Here is a 21,922-nt window from a genome sequence, read left to right as displayed (position 1 = left end):
GCTCACCACGTGATGGTAAAATGCCCACGATATGTTTTTTCTAGAAGTGTATTGCGATGTTTAGCAATAATTTCTCGGCATAATTCTGCTGATTCAATAGCACGTTGCTTTTTAGCAAATTTATGTTCTCTAGCAGTACAAAATTCAGCTATATTTACATTTTGCCATACTCGGCCATCATATACTTTTGCTTTGATATAACCACTTACACTCATATTTTCATAATCACCGACAACACCGCTAATAGCATCATCATTTAATAAGAGCATTATATCTCCTATTTTAGGTTTAATAATCTCATCGATATATTTTATATATACGTTTCCAGTTAACTGGATACGATCAGGAATTCCCATATTATTTATACTCCGTACTACGTGAGGAACGCAGATCTTTGAATACGACAACACAATTCTCAATTTTCACCTAGTATACCGGTAAAAAGACGCTTTTCAGCAATACGCCTATACACCAAACCAGTAATTCTTCTGGATCCTACATATATCCATTTCAAAAACTCTGCACCAGCTTCATCATAAAGTTGATAATTAATCTTTTGTCTTAAAGTTGAACGTTGCAATGCTCCACTACCGCAATTAAAGGTAAAAGATACTAATGCATCAAACTGATAATCTAATAATTCAACATCAATATAGCGTACTACTGCTCTTTCTGCACTAAATAAATCACTGACTAAAATTTGTTCTGCAGTTTCCTCAGACAAAGAATCATATTGTTCATTTGGCGCCAATTTATGACCATATCCTATAGTATAGTATCCTCCTGCGCAAATATACGGCACTTTACTAAAACCCTCAAATTGCTTAATCAACGCAATGCCAGCACTACTAGTAAATCTATGCATTATTTGTTTCTCCATAATTTACTAAAGGTTCTCTGGCCAAAATAAAAACTTATAATGCCGGCGAAAATTGCCTGATCTTCTAACGTCCAAATAATATTAATATATTCTATCAACGGTGCTATTGATAGAATAGCTTAATATTGAATAAATTTCACACTAGCGTACATGAGAAAGAAACTGTAAGCAAGCACTGGTCTGACTGTAGCATTTAAGGCATCAACCCAACAAATGCCAGATTTATAAGTTGAGTATAATGAAGCTTGTTCTAATATATCTTTAGATATCTGAATTTCTTCTAATATTTGTGACTGACCGTGTTTGTTCTGTGCAATTTGGCGATCCATAATCTGCAATTCATGTTTCTTATCATTATGATCTTTAAAAAACTTTAATATTTCCGGTACTATTGAGCCAATAAACCCAACCATTGAAGCAAGTAATGTAATCATAAAAATCCCCCTTACCAACTATAACCTTGACCCACCACTACAGCAGCGAAGCTCTGTGTCTCTACAATGCGATAAAAAGAAATAATATCCATTGCATTAGTTTGTACCGTAATCTGATGCGGATGATGTTGTGGCCACAGAATATTTTGCGACCAGGTAATGCGATAGGAAGTTGTATAATTCTGTTTCAATATTATAGTAAATTTATGAATTTGCACCTGATCCAAAAGGATCGTACAATTGCCATTTAAATATAAAGATATATATTTTGTTGCAGCTGGTAGTGTAAATTGATCAGCTATTCCTATAAAATTATTATCAGCAATAACTTCATGCTCACGCGCTGCTTGTGCTGCAGTAGTTACCTTAGACCATCTGTGATCATAGCCAAAAATAAAAAAACTATTTTCTTCACAAACAAAAACGATCATTCCAGCTTTAGCTTTTAATAATTGCCAACCCTTTGCCAAATCAGCACAATAACATATGTCTCCTTCATTTTCACCAAAGGCTAATATATATTTATCGCCGACTATCATAGCTTCAGGAAGTTGCTGTATAAAATTACGAACAGTACTGTTACAAAAACTATCGATTTTTAATAGCGCCTCATTAAATAATATTTCCTTATCAGTTTGCATTGGTGTCATTAGATCAATATTATAATGATGTGTTTTCATTGATACCTTTGTTATTTTAATATGTGAGAAATTGATTTTAGATTTACTGGATTTTGTTCCCCAGCTAATAGAAAGACCCTGTGCCTACGCAGAGATGACATCGGTTGTGTAGCGATGACATCGGTTGTGTAGGAATGAGACATCCGTTGTGTAAGACATCGGAACAGTATCCATATTTTATAATATCGTTTCATACAAATCTTTCCATTCAGGATTCTGGTTATTTATTAATTTCAACTTCCAAACGCGCTTCCAACGCTTAATACATTTCTCGCGATGAATGGCCGCATTAACATTTTGAAACAGCTCAACATATACTAGCTTATCTACAGAGTATTTATGCGTAAAACCTTCTAGCAATTTTTGTTTATGTTCATAGATACGACGCGCTATATCACTGGTAACACCGACATACAAAGTACCGTTACGTTTAGAACACAAAATGTAAACCCAATATGTTTTCATACACCAGACGTCATTTCTTCGATCAATGTCATTCCTGCGATCAATGTCATTCCTGCGAAGGCAGGAATCCATATCATAATATTTATCAAATTCTCTTCTATCCCCGAATATCTAAGATTCGCCTAATAGCAGCAGAGGACTTGCGGTGACCAATATGATCTTGAGCGATTATACTAATATTGACCTCACCACTAAGAGCCAATTCATCACAATTTATGATTAATTTTTTTTCCTGAGTGGTAAAGTAATAAGATTGATTTTCATTAGTGACATTAATAGTAAATTCACATTTCTCATTAATATCAGCTGAGACCCAATCATCCTGATGGCAAGATCGCTGACGCCAACCAATTTCAAGATTTCTTACAGTTAATTGGCAATGATCAATAAAAGGAGGTAATAATTTTTGTGATTTATTGCTAAAAACTAATTGTTGTGTTAGCTCCAATCTAGCTAATTTAAATGAAAGCGTCTTCTGTTCCAATGTTTTTGATACGGCAATCAATGATGCATAATTATTCAGTAAAACAAAATTTTCTCCGGCAAGATGAGTGTGAATATAGTTCTCGGTGGCAAAACACCCTCTAATAAGCTTACTGACTTGGTATAAATTCTCAGCAACTTGTGACCACTGATTAAATTTAATTATCTCTGTTCCGCATAAAGCCAAATTCCAACCAGCAACAACATCTTTTTCAAAAGCACGGTAAAATATAGTGAAGCTGGATAGCTCGTCAATTAAGAAGATATTAGCAGAAGCCGTTGTTTGTACTGATGCTAACTCACCAATACCGCCACGAGGCATTAAGTTGTTAGCAATATTTATATAATCAAGCTGTCGACTGTCAGCTAGAGCTAATGAAACATATAATGATTGTTTAGTATTACTATATAAATATACCGCCACATAAGCTTCACTCAGCTGAAATTCTATTCCGACCGGCAAATCAACTACTAAAAATTTATGATCTATCGGCTCCTGATACGCTAAATCTAACGACCTAGTCGTTACTGGCAAATAATAGCTAGCAAGATCATCAACAATACCGGTTATTGTTAGTGAGAACCTGTTAATGCTAACCGTAACTATTCTAATCTGATATTGTTGATTTAAATGAGAGAAAGTAATAAAATCAGCAGGCTCAAATATCAGACCATTAGTCATCGGCAGAATAAATTTTATGATCTTATCCTCGACCTGAGCATTCTTTAAAATTAACTGCCCTAATCTTTCAGCTTCAAAAATGGATAAGGCTATCGGTAATTTTACTACTGCGTTACGCTTATTGCTTAAATGTTCACTATTTACGTGACAATAACCATGATTATATTCTTTGATGCGATCGATAAAATATAATTCTAATTTGCTGATTATATCATTTTTTGCTACCTGCTGTTGTTCAACATAACTATTATCGGATAATTTAACCAACATTTGATTAACCATAGGACATAAGTTATTTTGTCCACGTTTAATAAATCTAATTTTATCTTGCGTACTTGCCGTAATATCAAAAAAATAACCAACTCTTAAAATATTAATAGCATCAATAATCGTCATTGGTCGGTTAAATACCACACCTTCAACAATATCATCCAAAGTCGCCACATCGATTTTATCAAGATTAAGACCACCGGCATCTGATAATTCAAGGATAATTGCTGCAATGCTTGTGGCACCAAATTTATTATTAACCCAATGTCCCTTCTCCCACAAATACCCGTCGCGCCATATATTCATATGTGGCCACGCCGGATAGGGCCTAGCATCCCAGGTCCATAAAAACATTTGCCCGATATATTCCTGTGCCTGCCAATATTCAATAAATGCTTTAATTGCTTTACGTTGAATTGAGAAATCAATCTCTCCTGAAGAATATCTCGGTACACCACCATCAACACAATTAGGGTCAAAAAATACATTCGGTTGATTAGTTGCCTTATCTATTGACGGAAAGCCAAATTCAGTAAACCAGATTTGTTTCATCTTAGGCTGCCACTCGGTAAACATGCCATCAGGATTCTGGTGACGATTTTCCCACCAGTAACGCAGATTTTTCCAAGCGTATTCTGGCGCTAAATCATATCGAATTTCATTATCCGTATAATAATTAAACCCTTCGCCCGTTTGCCATCCCACTACCATATCTTCAAAACTAATATTAGAATTAGTAGTTCTGGTTACCGGAAAGTAAGCATCGATGCCAATGAAATCGATATAGGGTGAAGCCCATAAAGGATCGAGATTATACCATCCTCCTGCGGTATGATGATATTCTGACCAATCAGCAGCATAAGTTACTAGCACGTTACCACCAACAATGGTTTTAACTCGCTCTGCTAATTTAATGAGCTCAATTACCGCCGGATATTGCCTCACTATATTCTGCACTTTGGTTAGACCAATAAGTTCTGAACCGATAACAAAAGCATTAACATAATCTTTTACTAATTCTGCATAATGTAAGACAAAATTATTATAGCCTTCAGCTTTATTAAAGAATTCCACTATTGCTTCAGGAGCGCCGGTTAAGTGACCACGCCACGGCTTATCCGGTATATCGAGAAACACCATAGGATAAAACATTATTTTCAAGTTACGTCTTTTTAACTCCTGCAAATAACGCACTATACTAGCGTCATTGACACTACCGCCATATCTAGGATTACCAGCTTCATCCTTAGATATTTCCTTAGCCGATAAGCGCGAATATCTGCCCACTTGCCATTCTTCGGAATATTTTACATATTGATCATTAAATTCAATCGCCGGCCTGATTATACAATCTCCGGCATCTGTACTATCGCCAAACCAGCATGCAACCGGCGCTACCCATTCTACATTCTCACATATTATCTGTAGTTGATTCAAGCTATAGACACTATTAGCAATATTTTTATAATTATGAGAATTAATAATTTTTTTGGCAGTATTAACGCGCTTATGTTGTATTACCGTGTCATAAACAAATTCTCCGGATCCTGGAATCATCACTATGGATTTTACAATATCCTCAACTGTTGGCTGTGCTTGGATATTAGCCTTTCTTATGACCTCAAATGAAAAATTAGGAACAATACTACCAAAATCTGCTAATGGTAATTCTTCAAAGATAATATAACTGAGATCACGAAATGCTGGGGCTTGACCGCCAACACTAGCAACAATCAAGCTATCCGGTAATTGTTCCTCAGTACCAAGATAGAGTCGACATTTATAATCGCTAAGGTTAATTAAGCTGTCATTAGCCCATACTCTAATAACATCAGCAATTTCACCTTCACAAATACTGACAGCAAATGATAAATAATACTCACATTCGGTAGTATGATATAATTCCTTAACTTGATGAAATTGCTTGAAATATTTTTTTTCAGTAGAATTATTTCGAACTTCTTTAATCTGCTCGGCCCAAATAATTTTACCAACAACCTTTGCAGTACCAAATACTAGCGGTATCACCTCCCCATACATCGCTCTAGATAAAGCAAAACTATCCTTAACATTTTTAAAGCGATAATGCTCTTCTACCTCATGCTGAGATTGCTCAAAATATGTTCCAAGCATCTGCCCGGCAAAACGACCAATCGTCGATAATATTCCCCCACCAAAACTACTACCTATAGCCCCACCCAATATTGAAAAGATTTTTCCAAACATTATTTACCATTTATGTTATATTAACAAACCATTACTATAACATTAGTTGCATGCAGGACTAAGTAGTAGTATACCGCTAGTAAATGAGAAAATAAGAGTCATGAATAACAGAAAAACTAAACTAGCCATTAAAAAATTATCTGGAATACGTGGGTCTGTAATCGGAATATTTATGTTAGGAGTTACTGCAGGAGTAGGATACGAAGAAATGGTAGGTATAGGTACCTGGCACAATTTTCATCCTAAAACAGATAAATTTAATGTCTGTTTTACTCCTCCTTCAGGTTGTGGCTCATTAATTGCTCAGGAAATAGCTAAAGCCAAAGATACTATTTACATACAAGCTTATAGCTTTACTTCTCAGCCAATAATATACCAATTAATTGCAGCTAAAAATCGTGGGGTCAAAGTGCAAATATTACTTGATCGTAGCAATTTAGACGATCGTCATTCTAAAATGACCGAATTACAAAATGCCGGAATTAAAGTCAAAATAGATAAAGTGCCTGGCATTGCACATAACAAGGTAATAGTCATTGATAGGCATAAAGTACTTACTGGAAGTTTCAATTTTAGCAAAGCAGCTGATCAGCGTAATGCTGAAAATCTAGTGTTGATTGAAGATGAACAGATTGCTGAAACTTATCTAAAAAATTGGTTTAACCGACAAGAACAAAGTTATTAAATATTCTTGAGATACAAGAAAAATATATGAAACTACCTGTCGTTAATAATCTTAAATGTTTGTGCTATGTTGGAATTTTTGCATTTCTTACCGGATGTAGTCATAATTCTAGAACTGGCTGTATTTTTATTGGCCGTTTCCAACCATTTCATCAAGAACATCTTAGAATATTACAAAATGGTTTAAAGAACTGTCAAAGAACTCTTGTTATTTTAGGTTCAGCCAACTCTCCTCTTAGTTCTAAAAATCCATTTACTGTTCAAGAAAGAGAACGAATGATTCGTATAAGTTTGACTGAAAAAGAAAATAAACGAGTTTTTATTACGCCTGTCAATGACTTTAAAAAAGATCAAGAATGGCTTGAAGCAGTGAAAGCTGCCGCAAGAAAACATTTCGGTAATTCATCGATTACTTTACTAGGCTGCGCAAAAGATCAATCTTCATATTACTTAGACTTATTTCCTGACTGGTCTTTAGATTTAACAACAATAGAAAATTCAATTAATGCCACAGATATCAGAGCTAATTTATTTACAAATTGGAACCATTGTCCTTTTGGTTTATCAGATAAGGTTTATCAATGGTTAATGGAGAATATCACTAACGATGCTTATCGACTTCGTTACTTATCAAAATAGAGTTTTGTTAAAATTTTCTCTTTTCAGATTTTAAACTTACAAAGCTTACTTATTCGCTAACACCCAGTTACTATCCAAATAATCATTACCATATCTAATTAAGTATTCTTGATATGTACCTTTAAAATCAACAATCCCTTTATTAGTTAAAGCTATAACTCTACTGGCTATATGGCTTGCAAAATCTCTATCATGCGTGACTAATATTAATGTGCCCGGATAATTTACCAAGGCTTTTTTTAATGTTTCTTTAGCCTCAATATCTAAATGGTTAGTAGGTTCATCTAATACTAGTATATTACCTTCTTCAAGAATAATTTTTGCTAGCAATAAACGAGCACCTTCACCGCCACTTAAATTTAAAATATTTTTATTAGCTTCATCTTGACGAAACAGTACTTGTCCAAGAACATTACGCAAACTGTTAATTAACTTATCTTCCACTTGTTTTGATAACCAATCAATAACACTAATATTCTCATTCAATAATTCATGATGATCTTGAGCGAAGTAGGAGATTTGTGCTTCATATCCCCATTCATAACTACCAATATCCACTGCTATTTTTCCTAAAATAATTTTAAGTAAAGTAGATTTACCAATTCCATTCGGTCCAATAATAATTACTTTGTCTTCACGCTGAATAGTAAAATTTACCTTACTAAGTACTTTTTGTTCAGCATAATTCTTGGCTATTTGCTCGACTTTTAATACTAATTTTCCAGAAGGTCTCTTTTGCTTAAAATGAAAATATGGACTAATACGTGAACTTTTTTGTATATCTGGTAACTCTATCTTCTCAATTTGCTTCTCACGCGACTGTGCTTGTCTTGACCTAGTTCCAGCACGAAACTTATCAACAAACATTTGCATACCAGCTATCTTTTTCTCAAGATAATTGGCTTCATTAAGCTTTTGTTCGCTAATTAACTGTTTCTCAATAATAAATTTATTATAATTACCAGTATATTGTCTTATTTCACCATAATCTATATCTAAAATACTGGTGGCTACATTATTAAGAAACATCATATCATGCGAGATAAATACTAATACTCCCTTAAATTTTTGTTTAAGATAATTTTCTAACCAATAAATTGAAATTATATCAAGGTGATTAGTTGGTTCATCAAGTAATAAAATATCAGGATTATTAAATAAGCTTTGTGCCAGCAACACTCGAAGTTTATAACCTCCAGATAAACAACCAAGTGGCTGATAGTGGTATTCTTCTTTTATACCAAGCCCAACTAGTAAATCGGCTGCAAAAATTTCTGCAGTATAGCCATCATTATCATAAATAATTTGTTCTAATTCTCCGAGTCTATAACCAGTTTCCTCATCGCAAATATCTAGTGCAAGCAACTTTTCTTTTTCTTGCAATGCTTGCCATAGTTCTTTTCTTCCAGCTATCACGCTATTAATTACTGAAGTATTTTCAAATAGAAATTGATCTTGTTTTAGACAACCAATACGAGAATTTTTAACAATATTGATAGTACCACCACTTGGTTCTTCCTCTTTAGTAATAATCTTAAAGAATGTAGACTTACCAGCACCATTTGCTCCAACTAATCCGTATCGGTTACCAGTATTGAGGTTAAGATTCACATCCAAAAATAATAATTTAGGCCCATATTGCATGGCAAGATTAATAATAGTAATCATTTATATAACTTTATTGCTTAATTAAATAGTAATTAAAAATACAAGGAGGCGATTATCTTATAGGAAATGCAGGTAAAAATTTCTAAAGATTCTCAATGACTAAATGATAGATTTAGAAATAACTTCACTTTAATTAAATTAAAGTTTATCATAGCATATAGCATAATTTTTTTAAGTAACTATCTTACTTAGCTAAAGGCTCACTTAGCTAAAGGCAAAACATTGTATATAAATCTTAATTATTTTACAACTATAATAATATTGTAAGAACTCAACTAGAGAAACTATATTATTATAGATTTCTTACCAAATCAATTTATGATGTCTATTTGAATTTCAATGATGAAATTCAAATAGATATAACTTAATACAATAAGTCAAGGTTTGGTAAAAAATGAAAAAGTCTCTTTTGTTCTATTTTATACTCTGCATAATGTTCTCAGCATGCAATGCTAACAAAATTAATAAAACATATCCAGCAGACACAAACAATGGAAGCAGCGCTGAATCAGGCGGTGGTGGTGGTTGCTGTAATTAAGGTTGCACATTTGACAATTTAGTAAAACCAGTAACTGAATTGCTTCAGTAGACCTCTTCGTAAACCTATTTATGATTAGGAATTTCTAAGACAAAAACGAAGGTGAGTACCGGAGCGTATGTGGACATATATGAAGAACTTCGCCTGCGTTTTGAGTGAGCAAAATTACCATCAGAAATTGAGCTTACGAAGACGGTCTAGTGAACAGATTTAAAATTGAACACTCTCCATAAACATGCTGTCATCTCTTTCAAATTTTATAGAAGTTTATGAGACAACTTAATTGTTGGCTCCCCGGGCCGGATTCGAACCAGCGACCGAACGGTTAACAGCCGTTTGCTCTACCACTGAGCTACCGAGGATTAAGAAATAAAAAGAACAAAAATTGCTTAGATACTTTGACGTAAACTTAGTTTTTAACAAAAACAGAATAAATTAATAATATTAATTCCGCTTGAAGTAGTAACTTATATAGCAAATCTTTAGACAATGGTCTAGAGTTTTTTTGAACAAAAGCCTACTAAATTAAGATGTATACAAAAAAACCATGAATGTATCAGACTTCTTGCTCTATAAATTTTTTAAGTGTAGTTTTATGTTTTGAGATTTATTTAGAGTTACTCGGTGACTTGACTACCAAAATAGGTATATTTTATATGCATTATTGGATTTATTGTTGCGCAGTAATAATAATGACTAGTGGGTTATTCATTATGCTAGCTAGTGATAATTATCTACGTAAAATTATTGGATTAGGCATTTTTCAAAGCGCTGTATTAATTTTTTATATTGCGCTTGCAAAAATTAAAAATGGTATACCACCAATTGACCGGTGTGTTGCGGATTCTAATTCATGCCTATATACATATTCCAACCCACTGGCGCACATACTAATGCTTACGGCTATTGTAGTCGGTTTTGCAACTTTTGCGGTTGGGTTAGCTTTGATTTATCGAATATACCAACAATATAATACTATTTCTGAAAATGAAATTTTATTAAAAGAAACTGATAGAGACGAGTCTGAATGTTAATAGCAAAACACCTCCCTGCTCTACAAGTATTGATTCCATTCTCTAGCGCTCTACTCGCAGCCCTAAGTAGTAAACCTAACATTGCTAGAGCACTTAGCGTGCTTGCACTTATATTAAACTCAGCAATAAGTATCTATGGAATATTGATATTACAAAATAACATATCTTACAATTTTGGTAATTGGCAACCGCCGTTTGGCATTGAATATCGGCTGGATCATCTCAATCAACCGATAATTATTTATATTAATTGCATTTTATTATTTTGTTTAACTGCAGGTCATTATTTTATCCAAGAATCGATAATTAAATTTATTCCCAATAATAGACAACATCTATTTTATGCAATATTATTATTTGCACATGCAGGCTATATAGGAATTATTAGCACTAATGATTTATTCAACCTCTATGTATTTATCGAGATTTCTTCACTAAGTACTTACGTATTGATGGCAACTGGTGGTAATCCACGTGCAGTTATTGGTGCTTTCAATTATTTAATGCTTGGTACTATTGGCGCTACCCTTATTTTAATTGGTATTGGTTTTATCTTAAGTCAAACTGGTAGTCTGAACATCTTAGATATTCATCAACGTTTAACTGGTTTGTATGATTCAAAGATAGTAATTGCTGCGATAAGCTTTGTTTTAATTGGAGTATTGCTAAAAATAGCGTTCTTTCCCATGCATTTCTGGATGGTGCGCGCATACTCATCAACCCCAGCAAGCATCTTAGCTTACCTTGGCAGTATATCAACTATTGTCGGCAGTTATATTTGCATTAGATTCATTTACTTTGTTATTGAGGATCAACAGCAATTACAGACTATCGCTAACTTCATCACTCCGTTAGCATTAGTTACAATAATACTAGTCTCATGGTTTGCTACTATATCAGTCAATATAAAAAAGATTGTTATCTATGGTGCTGCTGCCGGAGTAGGCTATGCTATGTTACTATTAACCATTGCTTCTGACCAGATATCTCCTATTCTATACCAATTATTATTTATCGATGGTCTGAATAAAGCCGGCTTATTCTTGATTATAGCTTATACCGAAATAAACAGTAATATAAAAAAAACACCACTTTTATATACCGCAATCATTGGCATAATATTTTGTAGTAGTGGCCTTCCTATAAGTCCAATGTTTATTATAAAACTCAAAATGCTTGATTTATTAATCAATTATGGTAAATGGCTTGAGTTTTTTATAGTTATAATTGGTTCCACATTATCTCTACTATATCATTATAGAATCGCTAGTTTACTATTTTTTAGTAATGTTAGATCTCACAATAATATAGAAGAACATAAAGCAAACCTATATGCCTTTTATTTAATCATAATATTACAGCTTATTATATTACCATTATTATGATCCTGGAAAATTTTATCACCGCTAACTTTTCGATTATTTCTACCTTAATAATTGGTAGCGTCAATTTACTGACTCCTTTTATTACTAAAGAAGATAGTAATATCCGCAATATATTATTGCTGTTAATCAGCACTATATTTCTAATCAATATTATAATTATTGATTGGCTATTCTTTCATGGTATCCGCGCAAATATCATGCTTTTCGCCTTTGATCATTATGCTTTTGGATTACATCTAGAAGCTGTCGGTATTATCTTTCTTAATTTATTAGGAAGCTTATGGATTTGCGCCTTACTATATACTACCAAATACCTGGCAATTAATAATATTGCAAATTCATCAAGATTTCTGTTTTTTTTCAACATCATCATCTTGATGGGAGCATTATTATCATTATCGGCCAATTTATTTACTATGTTTTGCTGTTACGAGCTCCTTACTCTAACAACTATACCTTTAATTATTCATGTTAAAGTTGGAGCAATATATGACAAACTCTATCAATATTTAAAAATACTAATGGGCAGCTCTATGTTGCTGTTCTTTCCAGCTATTTTAATTATTTATGCAAAAGTAGATCATGGAAATTTTATTTATGACGGTTTTATTCAAGATAATTTTTCTGATACTCAAGCAATTTTTTTATTTTTAATGTTTATTTTTGGTATCAGTAAAGCAGCTAAATATCCCCTACATGGATGGCTGCCAGCAGCAATGATTGCTTCATATCCGGTAAGTGCATTATTACATGCCGTAGTGGTAGTAAAAGCTGGATTATTTTGTATCTTTAAAATAATCATATATGTTTTTGGGCTTAAATATTTACACTCATTATTTACTCCATTTAACTGGATAATTTTACTACCGACAATTACAATTTTTTATAGTGCCATTAAAGGGCTCCAAGCTAATAATATAAAAATGATTTTAGCTTATTCGACAATCAATCAACTAGCGCTGGCACTTTTGAGTGCATTTATGTTTACGCAAAAATCTATCGCCGCTGCAATTCTACATATGGTCTCACATTCCATGACTAAAATTTGTTTATTTTTTGCTGCCGGTAATTACTATAGTATAAACCATACTAGTCAAATCAAGGATTTATTGGGAATTAAGGTTGTGATGCCAAAAACCAGCTTGATCATGCTCATTGCCAGTTTATCATTAATTGGACTACCACCGTTTGCTGGGTTTATCAGTAAATTTTATATTATGCTGGCCGCAGCACAACAACAACAATTGCTGATTATGGTTATAATAGCAATTAGTACAATTTTATCAGCTTTATATATGACTAAAATTTTGATATTTATTTATAGAGCTAATGCGACAACAAATCATGATTCAGAGAATAAATTACCATCATCAATGCTGGTTAGCATCATTATTTGTATTGTGGGAGTTGTTGGTTTCTTCTTAATTCAAAAATTAATCGGCAGATTTTTAGTGTATATTTAATCAATCAAACCTTGAGAAACTTAGAGGTAAAAAAGTATGCACCAACATCCTACTCTACTAATCATTATTTCAATGATTATTTTATTATCCTGTTTTAAATTAAAGAAAATTTTTGCTTTTGTAACGATTCTCTATCCAATAGTTATTTTGTTATTATTACCTGAAAATAATGGTACCGAGCTATTTAAAATATTTGATATTAATTTAGGAGTGAACTTTAACTTTGAAAATAGAACTATCACTGTCGCATTTGCTACTGTAACCATAGCAGCTAATTATTATAGTTTAAGCCAACGGCACCAATGGACTGTCATTTGGGGTGGTCTTTATTTTGCTGCGGCCTGCTACTGCTTATACGCCGATGATTTTATTAGCCTCTTTATCGCTCTTGAATACATGATGCTCACTGCTTGTATTTTAATTTATGCCAGCAATAACAAAAATAGATTACTTGCCACCAAACAATATTTCATTACTCATTTAACTAGTAGCAGCTTATTGCTAATTGCCATCAGCTATTTGATTATCACTACCAATGATACTAAAATAATTCCTTTGACTGGGCTGTTTTCTGGCAATAATTACGAAATGATCATTGGAGTTATTATACTTATCGGTTGTTTAATTAATGTTGCTGCTGTACCTTTTTCCAGTTGGGTGGTTAATTGCTATCCGGCCGCTGATAATGCAAGCTTTATTTATTTGTCCACTTTCACTACTAAAATTTCAATAATAATTTTAACAAAATTATTTTGTGGATTTATTCCACTAAAATATTTTGGCATATTAATGATCATTTATGGAGCATTTTATGCGTGTAAAGAAAATAATTTAAAACGTTTATTATGTTATTTAGCAATAGCTCAACTTGGAGTTATCGTGATCATGATTGCCACTAGCAATACCCAACCACTAGCGCTAACATATTATATTGCAAATCACATCATTTATAATGCTGTATTTGCGATATTGATTGCAATTCTTGCTGATAATACCAATATTGTTTATTGTTCTGAGTTAAAACGGATCAAGAACTATCTATGGATTATTACTACAAATATCGTCATGTTAATGGTATTCAATTTTCCTTTGAGTTCCAGCTTTATCTTGAAATTGACCTTATCAACAACAATCACAGAAAATTTAACTGCTTATACGTTAATAATGTTTAATCTAATATTATTTATCGCTATACCAATAAGAGAATATTTTTATAGTAAAGAGATTTTGTCGATCAAGATTAGTAATTTACAGGTTCTTAGTATCATCATCCCTACACTAACAATGCTCTTTATTAACTTTCAGCTTATTAAAACTTATTTTTCAACTGCCTCATCAATCACAAGCGACATTATCAAACAAACTATGATAGTTTTAGCAGGGATAATCTCAACTCTGCTCCTAAAAACTTCACGTAATCCAATTAAGTTCACAAAGTTAAATCTATTAAAAAAAATGTTGAGCCACATAAAAAAACGCTATAGCAAATACCAGAACCAAAATGATACACTTAATGATCTCAGCCTTTTATGGTTTATCACTGGCTATTGCAGGAAATCATATACTATCCATAACCAACAACTAGCAATTGCTATAGTTTTCTGTTTACTTATTAGTATGATTATAATATTTAATATTACCTAAAAAATGCCCTACTTAATAATTTTTATTTGTATGATCATGCTACAAAGCTGTCAACAAAAGGAAAACACTATGATCCCACCGCAAACAGAAAAAATAGTTCATAGCTTCACTATTCATAATCAAACAATCAATGATGAATATGAATGGTTGCGTGATAAAAATTGGCCGATGGTTGAAGATCCCAAGATATTACAGCATCTTACTAATGAGAATAACTATTTTGAGCAGTTCTTTGCAGATACTAAGTCGCAAAAAGAACAAATTTTTGAAGAATTAAAAGCCAGAATCAAACTTGATGATCAATCTCCTTATATAAAGCGTGATAATTATTACTATTATACCAGAACTGAAGCTGATAAGGAATATCCTATTTATTGTCGCAAAATAGGCAACATGGAAGCAACAGAAGAAGTGCTGCTGGATGTTAACAAACTTGCAGCAAATAAGAAATTTACCAAAATTTCTGCTCTTTCTATTTCTCCTGACCACAAATTAATGGCCTATGCTGCAGATTTTAGTGGTGATGAACGTTACACTATCTATGTATATGATCTTATCAATAAAAAATATTTAGCTGATGAAATCAATAATACTCTTGGTGACATTGTTTGGCATGAGCATATACCAGGATTTTTCTATACTCCAACAAATGAAAACTGGCGCTGTGATACTGTAATGTTTCATATGCTAGGTGATAAGCAAACTGATAAGATAATATTGCATGAACCAAATAGCCTATACAATGTTAATGTAGGAAAATCAGCTAGTCGACAATATATTGTAATCGATGTTGGAGGACATGATAGTAATGAGGCTTATGTACTACTAATGTCAGATCAAAATTTCACACCTATGCTAGTTAAAGCACGTCAGGATGGCATATTCTATGATCTAGAGCATCATGGTAATTATTTTTATATTAAAACCAATGAGCAAGCAAAAAAATTTCGGATTGCCCGAATAGCCATTGATGATTTTACAAATAACAACTGGGAAGATTATATCACTGAAGAGCAAGAGCAATATCTAACAGATTTTGATATTACTCAAAATTATCTAATTTTAAATTATAGCATACTAGGACTGCCATTAATTAAGATCCAAGACCTTAATACATTACAGCTGAAAACCATTCATTTTCCTGACCAAGCATATACAGCAACTGCTGGTTCTACTAATTTTGATGAAGATGATCTCAGAGTTACCTATTCTTCTTTAGCAAGACCAAATACTACTTATAAATATGATTTTCTTCAAGATTCGTTATCAATATTAAAAGTACAGGAAATTCCTAGTGGCTTTAACCCTGATGAATATACAGTAGAGAGAATTTTTGCTGATACCGACAATGTTAAAGTCCCAATTACCTTATTCTATAAAAAATCTTTATTCAAGAAAGATGGCTCTAATCCACTATATCTATATGGTTACGGTTCATATGGATATAGTGTACCGTTAGTATTTCGTAATGCTGCCGTATCAATGGTTAATCGTGGTTTTGTATTTGCTATTGCTCATATTCGAGGTGGAGATGAACTTGGACATGACTGGTATGAAGCAGCAAAATTCCTTAATAAAACTAGAACTTTTAATGACTTTATTGCTTCCACTAAGAAATTAATTGCAGAAAAATATACTAGCATGGGTAATATTGCAATTTGTGGTGGCAGTGCTGGCGGATTATTAATTGGCGCAGTATTAAATCAGGCTCCGGAATTATTCAAAGCAGCAATCGCTCACGTACCATTTGTCGACGTCCTAAATACTATGCTTGATGAGAGTCTACCACTAACTCCTGGCGAATTCAAAGAATGGGGTAACCCAAAAGAGTTAGAGTATTTCAATTATATAAAATCATATTCTCCATATGATAATATTAAGGCTCAAAATTATCCGACTATTATGGTAACTGCTGGCTTATCTGACCCAAGAGTTGGTTATTGGGAAGCAGCAAAATGGGTGGCAAGACTCAGAGCAACCAAAACTGATGATAATCTGATAGTGTTAAAGACTAATATGGAAGCAGGACATGTCGGAGCCTCAGGACGTTTTGATTATTTAAAAGAAACCGCTGATGATTTAGTATTTATGTTTAAGGTTTTTAAGAAGAATTAACAAAAATACAACGCAATTATTTTAAGAGAAAATATGAAAGTAAAAAATAAAATTGATTCTACTGAACTAATAAATGCTACAATTGCAGGTAGTCTTAAAAAAGTAGAAAAACTTATACCAACATGTGATGTAAATGAACCAAATAGCCTTGGTAATACACCATTAATGCTAGCTCGTAATCCAGAAATAATTAAGGCTTTAATTAGTGCAGGCGCTCGTATAAATGACCGTAATCATGACAATAATACAGCTTTAATACTTGCTGTTCAAAACAATCTACAATCAAAGGTGCAGTTATTGCTGGGTTATTCTCAGACTGACATATATGTTCGTAATAATGATGGTAATGTAGCTTTAACTTACGCTAAAGAAGGCTCAGTAATACAAAAAATATTAATAGATGAATCACATAAGCAAGCTGCAAAAATTACCTCTAAAAACTATCTTGCTAAACCTCTAATTAATGATGATAGTGATCTAATAATTCCAGCTTTTTTATCTAATTTAGTTGATGAACAATTAGCATTAGCAGCAATACCAAAAAATAATGCAATACCTAGTACATCTATAGTCAACACCCAAATAAATTCAATCATTATAGGCTTACAAAACAACGTTAGTGGAGATACTGCTGCACTAATATTTGCTAGAGAAGATAAGTTAGATATAAACATAATTCGAGTACTTATAAAAGCAAATAAAGATTTATTAAATATACAAAATGATGAAGGTAGCACTGTATTAATAGAAGCTATAATAGATGGTAAACTAGAAACAGTTGAATTATTAATGGAACTACGAAATGAAGGAATAGAGATTAATCTGGATTTACAAGATGCTGATGGTAATACAGCCTTACATTATGCTTCTCAAAACCACGAACTAGAAATTGCTGAATGCTTGATGATAAATGGAGCTAATCCAAACCTAAGAAACAATCAAAATCAAACACCATTTGATTTAGCTATTAATGAAGAGAATATGCTTAGTATATTAGGAGATAATCAAATACAAATGGATATATCATAATAATATTTATTGAATGCTCTAGAGTTTGTCAGAAATTTTGCTATTTTGCAGACAAAAAACATATAAATAAGCCAATTAAAATTGTGAGTGTTGTAAGTTAAAATTTTATGCGCAATAGACTTCTCTCAGAAATAGTTGAGAGGTTTTAGGCGAAAAACAGTCGAGAACCACAGCGTACATAGAGTTTGTTTCGGACTGAAGATAAGTTTCAACAACAAAATCACCAGCCCAAACGAAGTTTTTGAAAGAAGTCTAATAAAAGTAACAAAACTTAAAAATTAACTCTAACTTTTAAAGAACCTTGATGCCCTACATATTTCTTTGCCAAATTAGCATCATAACCAAAACCATATTCCATCATTCGATATTTTATAGTTAAGCTTGTACCAAGGTTGATAAAGGTTTTTTCAGTTTTAGAAGCTTTTGTCGGCATTGGTGCCAATGCACCATTTAGTCTTGCTTCAACCTTTGGTGCTTTACCTTTAAAATCATAATTGACAAAACCATGCACCTCCGGCATTAATAACACCTCTTTTACCTGAGACTGAAATGAAACCCTTCCACCAATAATTCCTTCAATTTTATCAATTGATTTTTTACTAACATTCATATTTCTACGAGTTGTTCCAGTTTCAGTATAACCACTATCATTAAATTTAGCATACCTCAAACCCAACATCGGGGTAAGCACAGTATATGTATCTGGCAGCATGTATCTATAACCACCTAATACTTCTCCGCTATATGAAGTTGAGTTATATTTTCCGATTGCAGTCTGGTCTAAAGTCAGGTTTATTATACGCTTTTCATAATTACGTACTCTGCTTGAACCAAATGAAACAATACCTTGAACAAAGAAGTTACTTGGCAATTGCTGTGCCCCATATATAGAAAACAATGTGCTTTCAACTTTTGTAGTATCACCTAATTTTTGATTTTTATGATCAAGCTTGGTACTAATAGCAGTGAAAGCCAATCCCAAAGTTAAATTATCATTAGCTAAACAATCGAAGCCAATAGTGCCACCACCAGCCTTACTTTTATACCCAGGAGTGCTACCTTTTTTCTTTTGAGTAGATTGAGCATAAAATGGAGTACCCCAGATACCATAACGATCAGCTTGCAACTCATCACCAGCAGCGACACCTAAACCTTCAGAAACTTTCAAGTTATTCCCTGCTCCTACCGACACATTATCCATTCTAACGCCGATTGCACTTTGCGCAGCTTGCACTACTCCAGTAGTTACTGTTGCTACAGCTGCAGTAGGCGCTACTACACTTAATCTATTTCCTGCATCTTGTTGACGCTCTGGATCAGTTCTAGCTAACTTGCCTAACTCATTAACTACATCACTAGCATCACTATTGTCATGGACGTTAATACCAGCAAAAGCCGTTACTATTCCAGGATTACTTGCTCCAAAATCTTTCTCTAATCCTTCTTTTATCTTGTTCACTGCTGTTAGATTACCACTAGCATCAACTGTATAGCCAACATAAGCATTTGTTTTATTATTGAACTCAGCTATTTTCATGGCATTAGCTATTGCTTCCTGATTAAGATCTTCTGATTTAGGATTCAGATCTGGCTTAGGTTCATTATTATCATCATTGTCTCTTTCGTCTTCACCACCACCACCAGCATGGTTTGATAACATACGAGTAGCAGCATTATAAGCCCAAGCTGGTTTTGGTATAGCTAAGTCATTGTTGTTTAACGCAGGCACTACTCCTGCTGGTGGTGTAATTGTACCGGCATTGACAATTTTTAGAAGTGAGTAGGATTGACCGATATCAGCTATATTTGAAGTACCACCCACATTAATTGTAATTGCTTTTGTCCCAGCAAGATTTAGATTAGCCGCTCCACCACCGCCATCAATTACTATATGACCAACTCCTACACCCTGATCTATGTCAGTATTAATTACTATGTTACCAGAGAAAGTTGCTATACCATTCTGATATGTTAAGGCGTTCTTACCTAAGGTAATAGTGACGTCACCACCAGTATTGCCAATATTACCACGCACTATAGTGCTCTTATTCACTGTAATAATACTATTAGTTCCTTGATCAATTCCGGCTGTAAAATCAACATTTCCGCCATCTAAAGTTAATGCTTTAGCATAAACCTTTGTATTAATTATAGTATCTCCAAGACCTTTAACAACTAATTCTTTAAATCTATTGCCAGCAGCTTGGCCAATTGTCGTGCCACCTACCGAGTCAATAATTAACTGTTTACCTGCTTGCTTGGACATAAGCAGCACTATTCCCTTATTGTCTGCTCCGCCTACTAAGTTACCATGTAACGTAATAGTTCTATTTGCCCCAGCATTATCGTGACCAAGAATTAACTGCGAGTCAGCATGACCAAAATTAATTGCTGTACCATTAAGTAAAGCAGAATTACCTTCAGTGACATCCAGAATTAACTTACTAGCTCCACCAGCTTCACCAATATTAGTTACTCCAGCAGCAGTAGTACTTTTATCCCAGAGTGTTGCTCCTGCTTTTATATTTAATACATCAATGTTAGCAAGATTAACTGCATTAGCTCCACCAACAATAGTTACTAATTCATCAGCAGCACCACTACTGGTCACTCTCAATTCTTTTAACTTATTGATAGCAGTACCTAAAGTTTTACCAGCAACACCACCAGTAATTACTAACTGACTACCAGCACCGTGCGTATGCAATTCTATTATTCCTTTATTTGCTCCTGGATTCACATGATTTTGTACAGTAACTGTTTGTATGGCACCAGCTGTACTTTGTAATCTCAGTATAGAATCAGCATGATCAAATACTGTATTAACACCGGCGGGATTAAGTTCAAAATTTACATTTCCACCACGTATTAATGTACCAGAGCCAGCTAGCTCACCAATAGTAATGGTGGTGGCTCTAACTGTAGCGTTAGGTAAAGTTGTTATAGCTCCACTCTTCACATTAATCGCAGTTAATAGACTCGTTGCTCCTATTGTTCCTGTCACTCCACCAGCTGCTCCGAAATTCAACGTTCCAGCAGGAACACCAGCGGTAGAATCCACTGTTCCATGAATTAATCCAGTAGTATTCAATACGCCATCAGCTGCAAAATTTACACTTCTTCCAACAGTTGCAACATTAACTATTGCCGCACCATTGCTAACAACTACATCCCGACCCACTCTTCTTATCGTCGTTGTACCACCATTTGCAAGTAAATCAGCACCAGCATCTGTAATGTCATTCATTATCAAGTTACCAGCTGTAACTGTAACATCACCCAATACTCCAGCTCCTGTTGTATTATTCATGGTTAAGTTACCAGCTGTAAGCGTAACTGCGTTAGCTGCATTATGAAGTGTGTTGATACCACCATTTGTGGTATTGATTGTTACCGTACCAGTAACATCAGCTCCTGCTCCTCCTGTATATAAAGCAGCAGTTCCACCAGCACCTACAGATAGATTTCCACCTATCGTTCCAGCTTGAACTACTGTACCTGCTCCTGTAATGGTTACGTCACGGGCTACGTTATTTAATGCCGTAATCGCTCCATTGGTTATGATAACATCATTAGTCACATCATGAGCTACTGCTGTACCGC

General features: G+C 33.7%; 16 protein-coding genes and 1 tRNA gene. 8 read left to right on the top strand and 9 right to left on the bottom strand.

Going from position 1 to position 21,922, the window contains the following annotated elements:
• Positions 1 to 2 precede the first annotated feature (2 nt).
• The 6 genes from Trichorick_RS06260 to Trichorick_RS06235 all read right to left on the bottom strand — a co-directional run bounded on the left by Trichorick_RS06260 (position 3) and on the right by Trichorick_RS06235 (position 6,120).
• Positions 3 to 356 (bottom strand): hypothetical protein, encoded by a 354-nt coding sequence (locus Trichorick_RS06260; protein ID WP_323738143.1) that lies wholly within the window; start codon positions 354 to 356, stop codon positions 3 to 5.
• A 59-nt stretch (positions 357 to 415) separates the two neighbouring features.
• Positions 416 to 880 carry a lysozyme gene (locus Trichorick_RS06255; RefSeq protein WP_323738142.1) on the bottom strand — a complete coding sequence of 155 codons (465 nt, stop codon included), beginning with the start codon at positions 878 to 880 and terminating at the stop codon, positions 416 to 418.
• 119 nt (positions 881 to 999) lie between these two features.
• Positions 1,000 to 1,314 (bottom strand): hypothetical protein, encoded by a 315-nt coding sequence (locus Trichorick_RS06250; RefSeq protein WP_323738141.1) that lies wholly within the window; start codon positions 1,312 to 1,314, stop codon positions 1,000 to 1,002.
• Positions 1,315 to 1,325: 11 nt separating this feature from the next.
• A complete protein-coding gene (locus Trichorick_RS06245) occupies positions 1,326 to 1,994 on the bottom strand; it encodes a hypothetical protein (RefSeq protein WP_323738140.1) in 669 nt (222 codons plus the stop codon).
• Positions 1,995 to 2,171: 177 nt separating this feature from the next.
• The gene (locus tag Trichorick_RS06240) at positions 2,172 to 2,459 is read right to left on the bottom strand and encodes a GIY-YIG nuclease family protein (RefSeq protein ID WP_323738139.1); all 288 of its coding nucleotides are present in this window, start codon (positions 2,457 to 2,459) and stop codon (positions 2,172 to 2,174) included.
• A gap of 97 nt (positions 2,460 to 2,556) precedes the next feature.
• Complete coding sequence (locus tag Trichorick_RS06235) at positions 2,557 to 6,120, bottom strand: glycoside hydrolase/phage tail family protein (protein WP_323738138.1); 3,564 nt, start codon at positions 6,118 to 6,120, stop codon at positions 2,557 to 2,559.
• A 100-nt stretch (positions 6,121 to 6,220) separates the two neighbouring features.
• Between Trichorick_RS06235 and Trichorick_RS06230 the strand changes: the two genes are divergently transcribed.
• Entirely contained in the window at positions 6,221 to 6,805 is a 585-nt protein-coding gene (locus Trichorick_RS06230; RefSeq protein WP_410250245.1) for a phospholipase D family nuclease, read from the top strand.
• Between the two features lie 26 nt (positions 6,806 to 6,831).
• A complete protein-coding gene (locus tag Trichorick_RS06225) occupies positions 6,832 to 7,443 on the top strand; it encodes an adenylyltransferase/cytidyltransferase family protein (protein WP_323738137.1) in 612 nt (203 codons plus the stop codon).
• Positions 7,444 to 7,488: 45 nt separating this feature from the next.
• Here the strand turns inward: Trichorick_RS06225 and Trichorick_RS06220 are convergent, their stop codons facing one another.
• Positions 7,489 to 9,111, bottom strand: coding sequence for an ABC-F family ATP-binding cassette domain-containing protein (locus tag Trichorick_RS06220; protein ID WP_323738136.1), 1,623 nt, complete (start codon positions 9,109 to 9,111; stop codon positions 7,489 to 7,491).
• An 825-nt stretch (positions 9,112 to 9,936) separates the two neighbouring features.
• A tRNA-Asn gene (locus Trichorick_RS06215) sits at positions 9,937 to 10,011 on the bottom strand.
• Between the two features lie 294 nt (positions 10,012 to 10,305).
• Here Trichorick_RS06215 and Trichorick_RS06210 point away from each other — a divergent pair.
• The 6 genes from Trichorick_RS06210 (at position 10,306) to Trichorick_RS06185 (ending at position 18,319) form a co-directional block, all read left to right on the top strand.
• Positions 10,306 to 10,683, top strand: coding sequence for a cation:proton antiporter subunit C (locus Trichorick_RS06210; protein ID WP_323738135.1), 378 nt, complete (start codon positions 10,306 to 10,308; stop codon positions 10,681 to 10,683).
• Positions 10,677 to 12,068, top strand: coding sequence for a proton-conducting transporter transmembrane domain-containing protein (locus Trichorick_RS06205; protein ID WP_323738134.1), 1,392 nt, complete (start codon positions 10,677 to 10,679; stop codon positions 12,066 to 12,068). The genes Trichorick_RS06210 and Trichorick_RS06205 overlap by 7 nt, the downstream gene beginning before the upstream one ends.
• Positions 12,068 to 13,531 carry a proton-conducting transporter transmembrane domain-containing protein gene (locus tag Trichorick_RS06200; protein WP_410250269.1) on the top strand — a complete coding sequence of 488 codons (1,464 nt, stop codon included), beginning with the start codon at positions 12,068 to 12,070 and terminating at the stop codon, positions 13,529 to 13,531. The genes Trichorick_RS06205 and Trichorick_RS06200 overlap by 1 nt, the downstream gene beginning before the upstream one ends.
• A gap of 36 nt (positions 13,532 to 13,567) precedes the next feature.
• Positions 13,568 to 15,175 (top strand): proton-conducting transporter transmembrane domain-containing protein, encoded by a 1,608-nt coding sequence (locus tag Trichorick_RS06195; RefSeq protein ID WP_323738132.1) that lies wholly within the window; start codon positions 13,568 to 13,570, stop codon positions 15,173 to 15,175.
• Between the two features lie 69 nt (positions 15,176 to 15,244).
• A complete protein-coding gene (locus Trichorick_RS06190; protein ID WP_323738131.1) occupies positions 15,245 to 17,290 on the top strand; it encodes a S9 family peptidase in 2,046 nt (681 codons plus the stop codon).
• 33 nt (positions 17,291 to 17,323) lie between these two features.
• A complete protein-coding gene (locus Trichorick_RS06185) occupies positions 17,324 to 18,319 on the top strand; it encodes an ankyrin repeat domain-containing protein (protein ID WP_323738130.1) in 996 nt (331 codons plus the stop codon).
• 271 nt (positions 18,320 to 18,590) lie between these two features.
• On the opposite strand, the gene Trichorick_RS06180 is transcribed toward Trichorick_RS06185, so the two are convergent.
• Positions 18,591 to 21,922: autotransporter outer membrane beta-barrel domain-containing protein (locus tag Trichorick_RS06180; protein ID WP_323738129.1), on the bottom strand; the 3,332-nt coding region annotated here is incomplete at its 5' end.

The sequence above is a fragment of the Candidatus Trichorickettsia mobilis genome (assembly GCF_034366785.1).
Classification (GTDB): Bacteria; Pseudomonadota; Alphaproteobacteria; order Rickettsiales; family Rickettsiaceae; genus Trichorickettsia; species Trichorickettsia mobilis_A.
Note: the sequence above shows the minus strand (reverse complement) of the source record. Positions and strands in the feature narration are given on the sequence as shown.

Coding starts and splice junctions, on each gene's coding strand:
- Trichorick_RS06185 (WP_323738130.1), top strand. CDS start 17,324: ATGAAAGTAAAAAATAAAATTGATTCTACTGAACTAATAAATGCTACA.
- Trichorick_RS06230 (WP_410250245.1), top strand. CDS start 6,221: ATGAATAACAGAAAAACTAAACTAGCCATTAAAAAATTATCTGGAATA.
- Trichorick_RS06245 (WP_323738140.1), bottom strand. CDS start 1,994: ATGAAAACACATCATTATAATATTGATCTAATGACACCAATGCAAACT.
- Trichorick_RS06250 (WP_323738141.1), bottom strand. CDS start 1,314: ATGATTACATTACTTGCTTCAATGGTTGGGTTTATTGGCTCAATAGTA.
- Trichorick_RS06205 (WP_323738134.1), top strand. CDS start 10,677: ATGTTAATAGCAAAACACCTCCCTGCTCTACAAGTATTGATTCCATTC.
- Trichorick_RS06195 (WP_323738132.1), top strand. CDS start 13,568: ATGCACCAACATCCTACTCTACTAATCATTATTTCAATGATTATTTTA.
- Trichorick_RS06220 (WP_323738136.1), bottom strand. CDS start 9,111: ATGATTACTATTATTAATCTTGCCATGCAATATGGGCCTAAATTATTA.
- Trichorick_RS06240 (WP_323738139.1), bottom strand. CDS start 2,459: ATGAAAACATATTGGGTTTACATTTTGTGTTCTAAACGTAACGGTACT.
- Trichorick_RS06255 (WP_323738142.1), bottom strand. CDS start 880: ATGGAGAAACAAATAATGCATAGATTTACTAGTAGTGCTGGCATTGCG.
- Trichorick_RS06260 (WP_323738143.1), bottom strand. CDS start 356: ATGGGAATTCCTGATCGTATCCAGTTAACTGGAAACGTATATATAAAA.
- Trichorick_RS06210 (WP_323738135.1), top strand. CDS start 10,306: ATGCATTATTGGATTTATTGTTGCGCAGTAATAATAATGACTAGTGGG.
- Trichorick_RS06235 (WP_323738138.1), bottom strand. CDS start 6,120: ATGTTTGGAAAAATCTTTTCAATATTGGGTGGGGCTATAGGTAGTAGT.
- Trichorick_RS06190 (WP_323738131.1), top strand. CDS start 15,245: ATGATCCCACCGCAAACAGAAAAAATAGTTCATAGCTTCACTATTCAT.
- Trichorick_RS06225 (WP_323738137.1), top strand. CDS start 6,832: ATGAAACTACCTGTCGTTAATAATCTTAAATGTTTGTGCTATGTTGGA.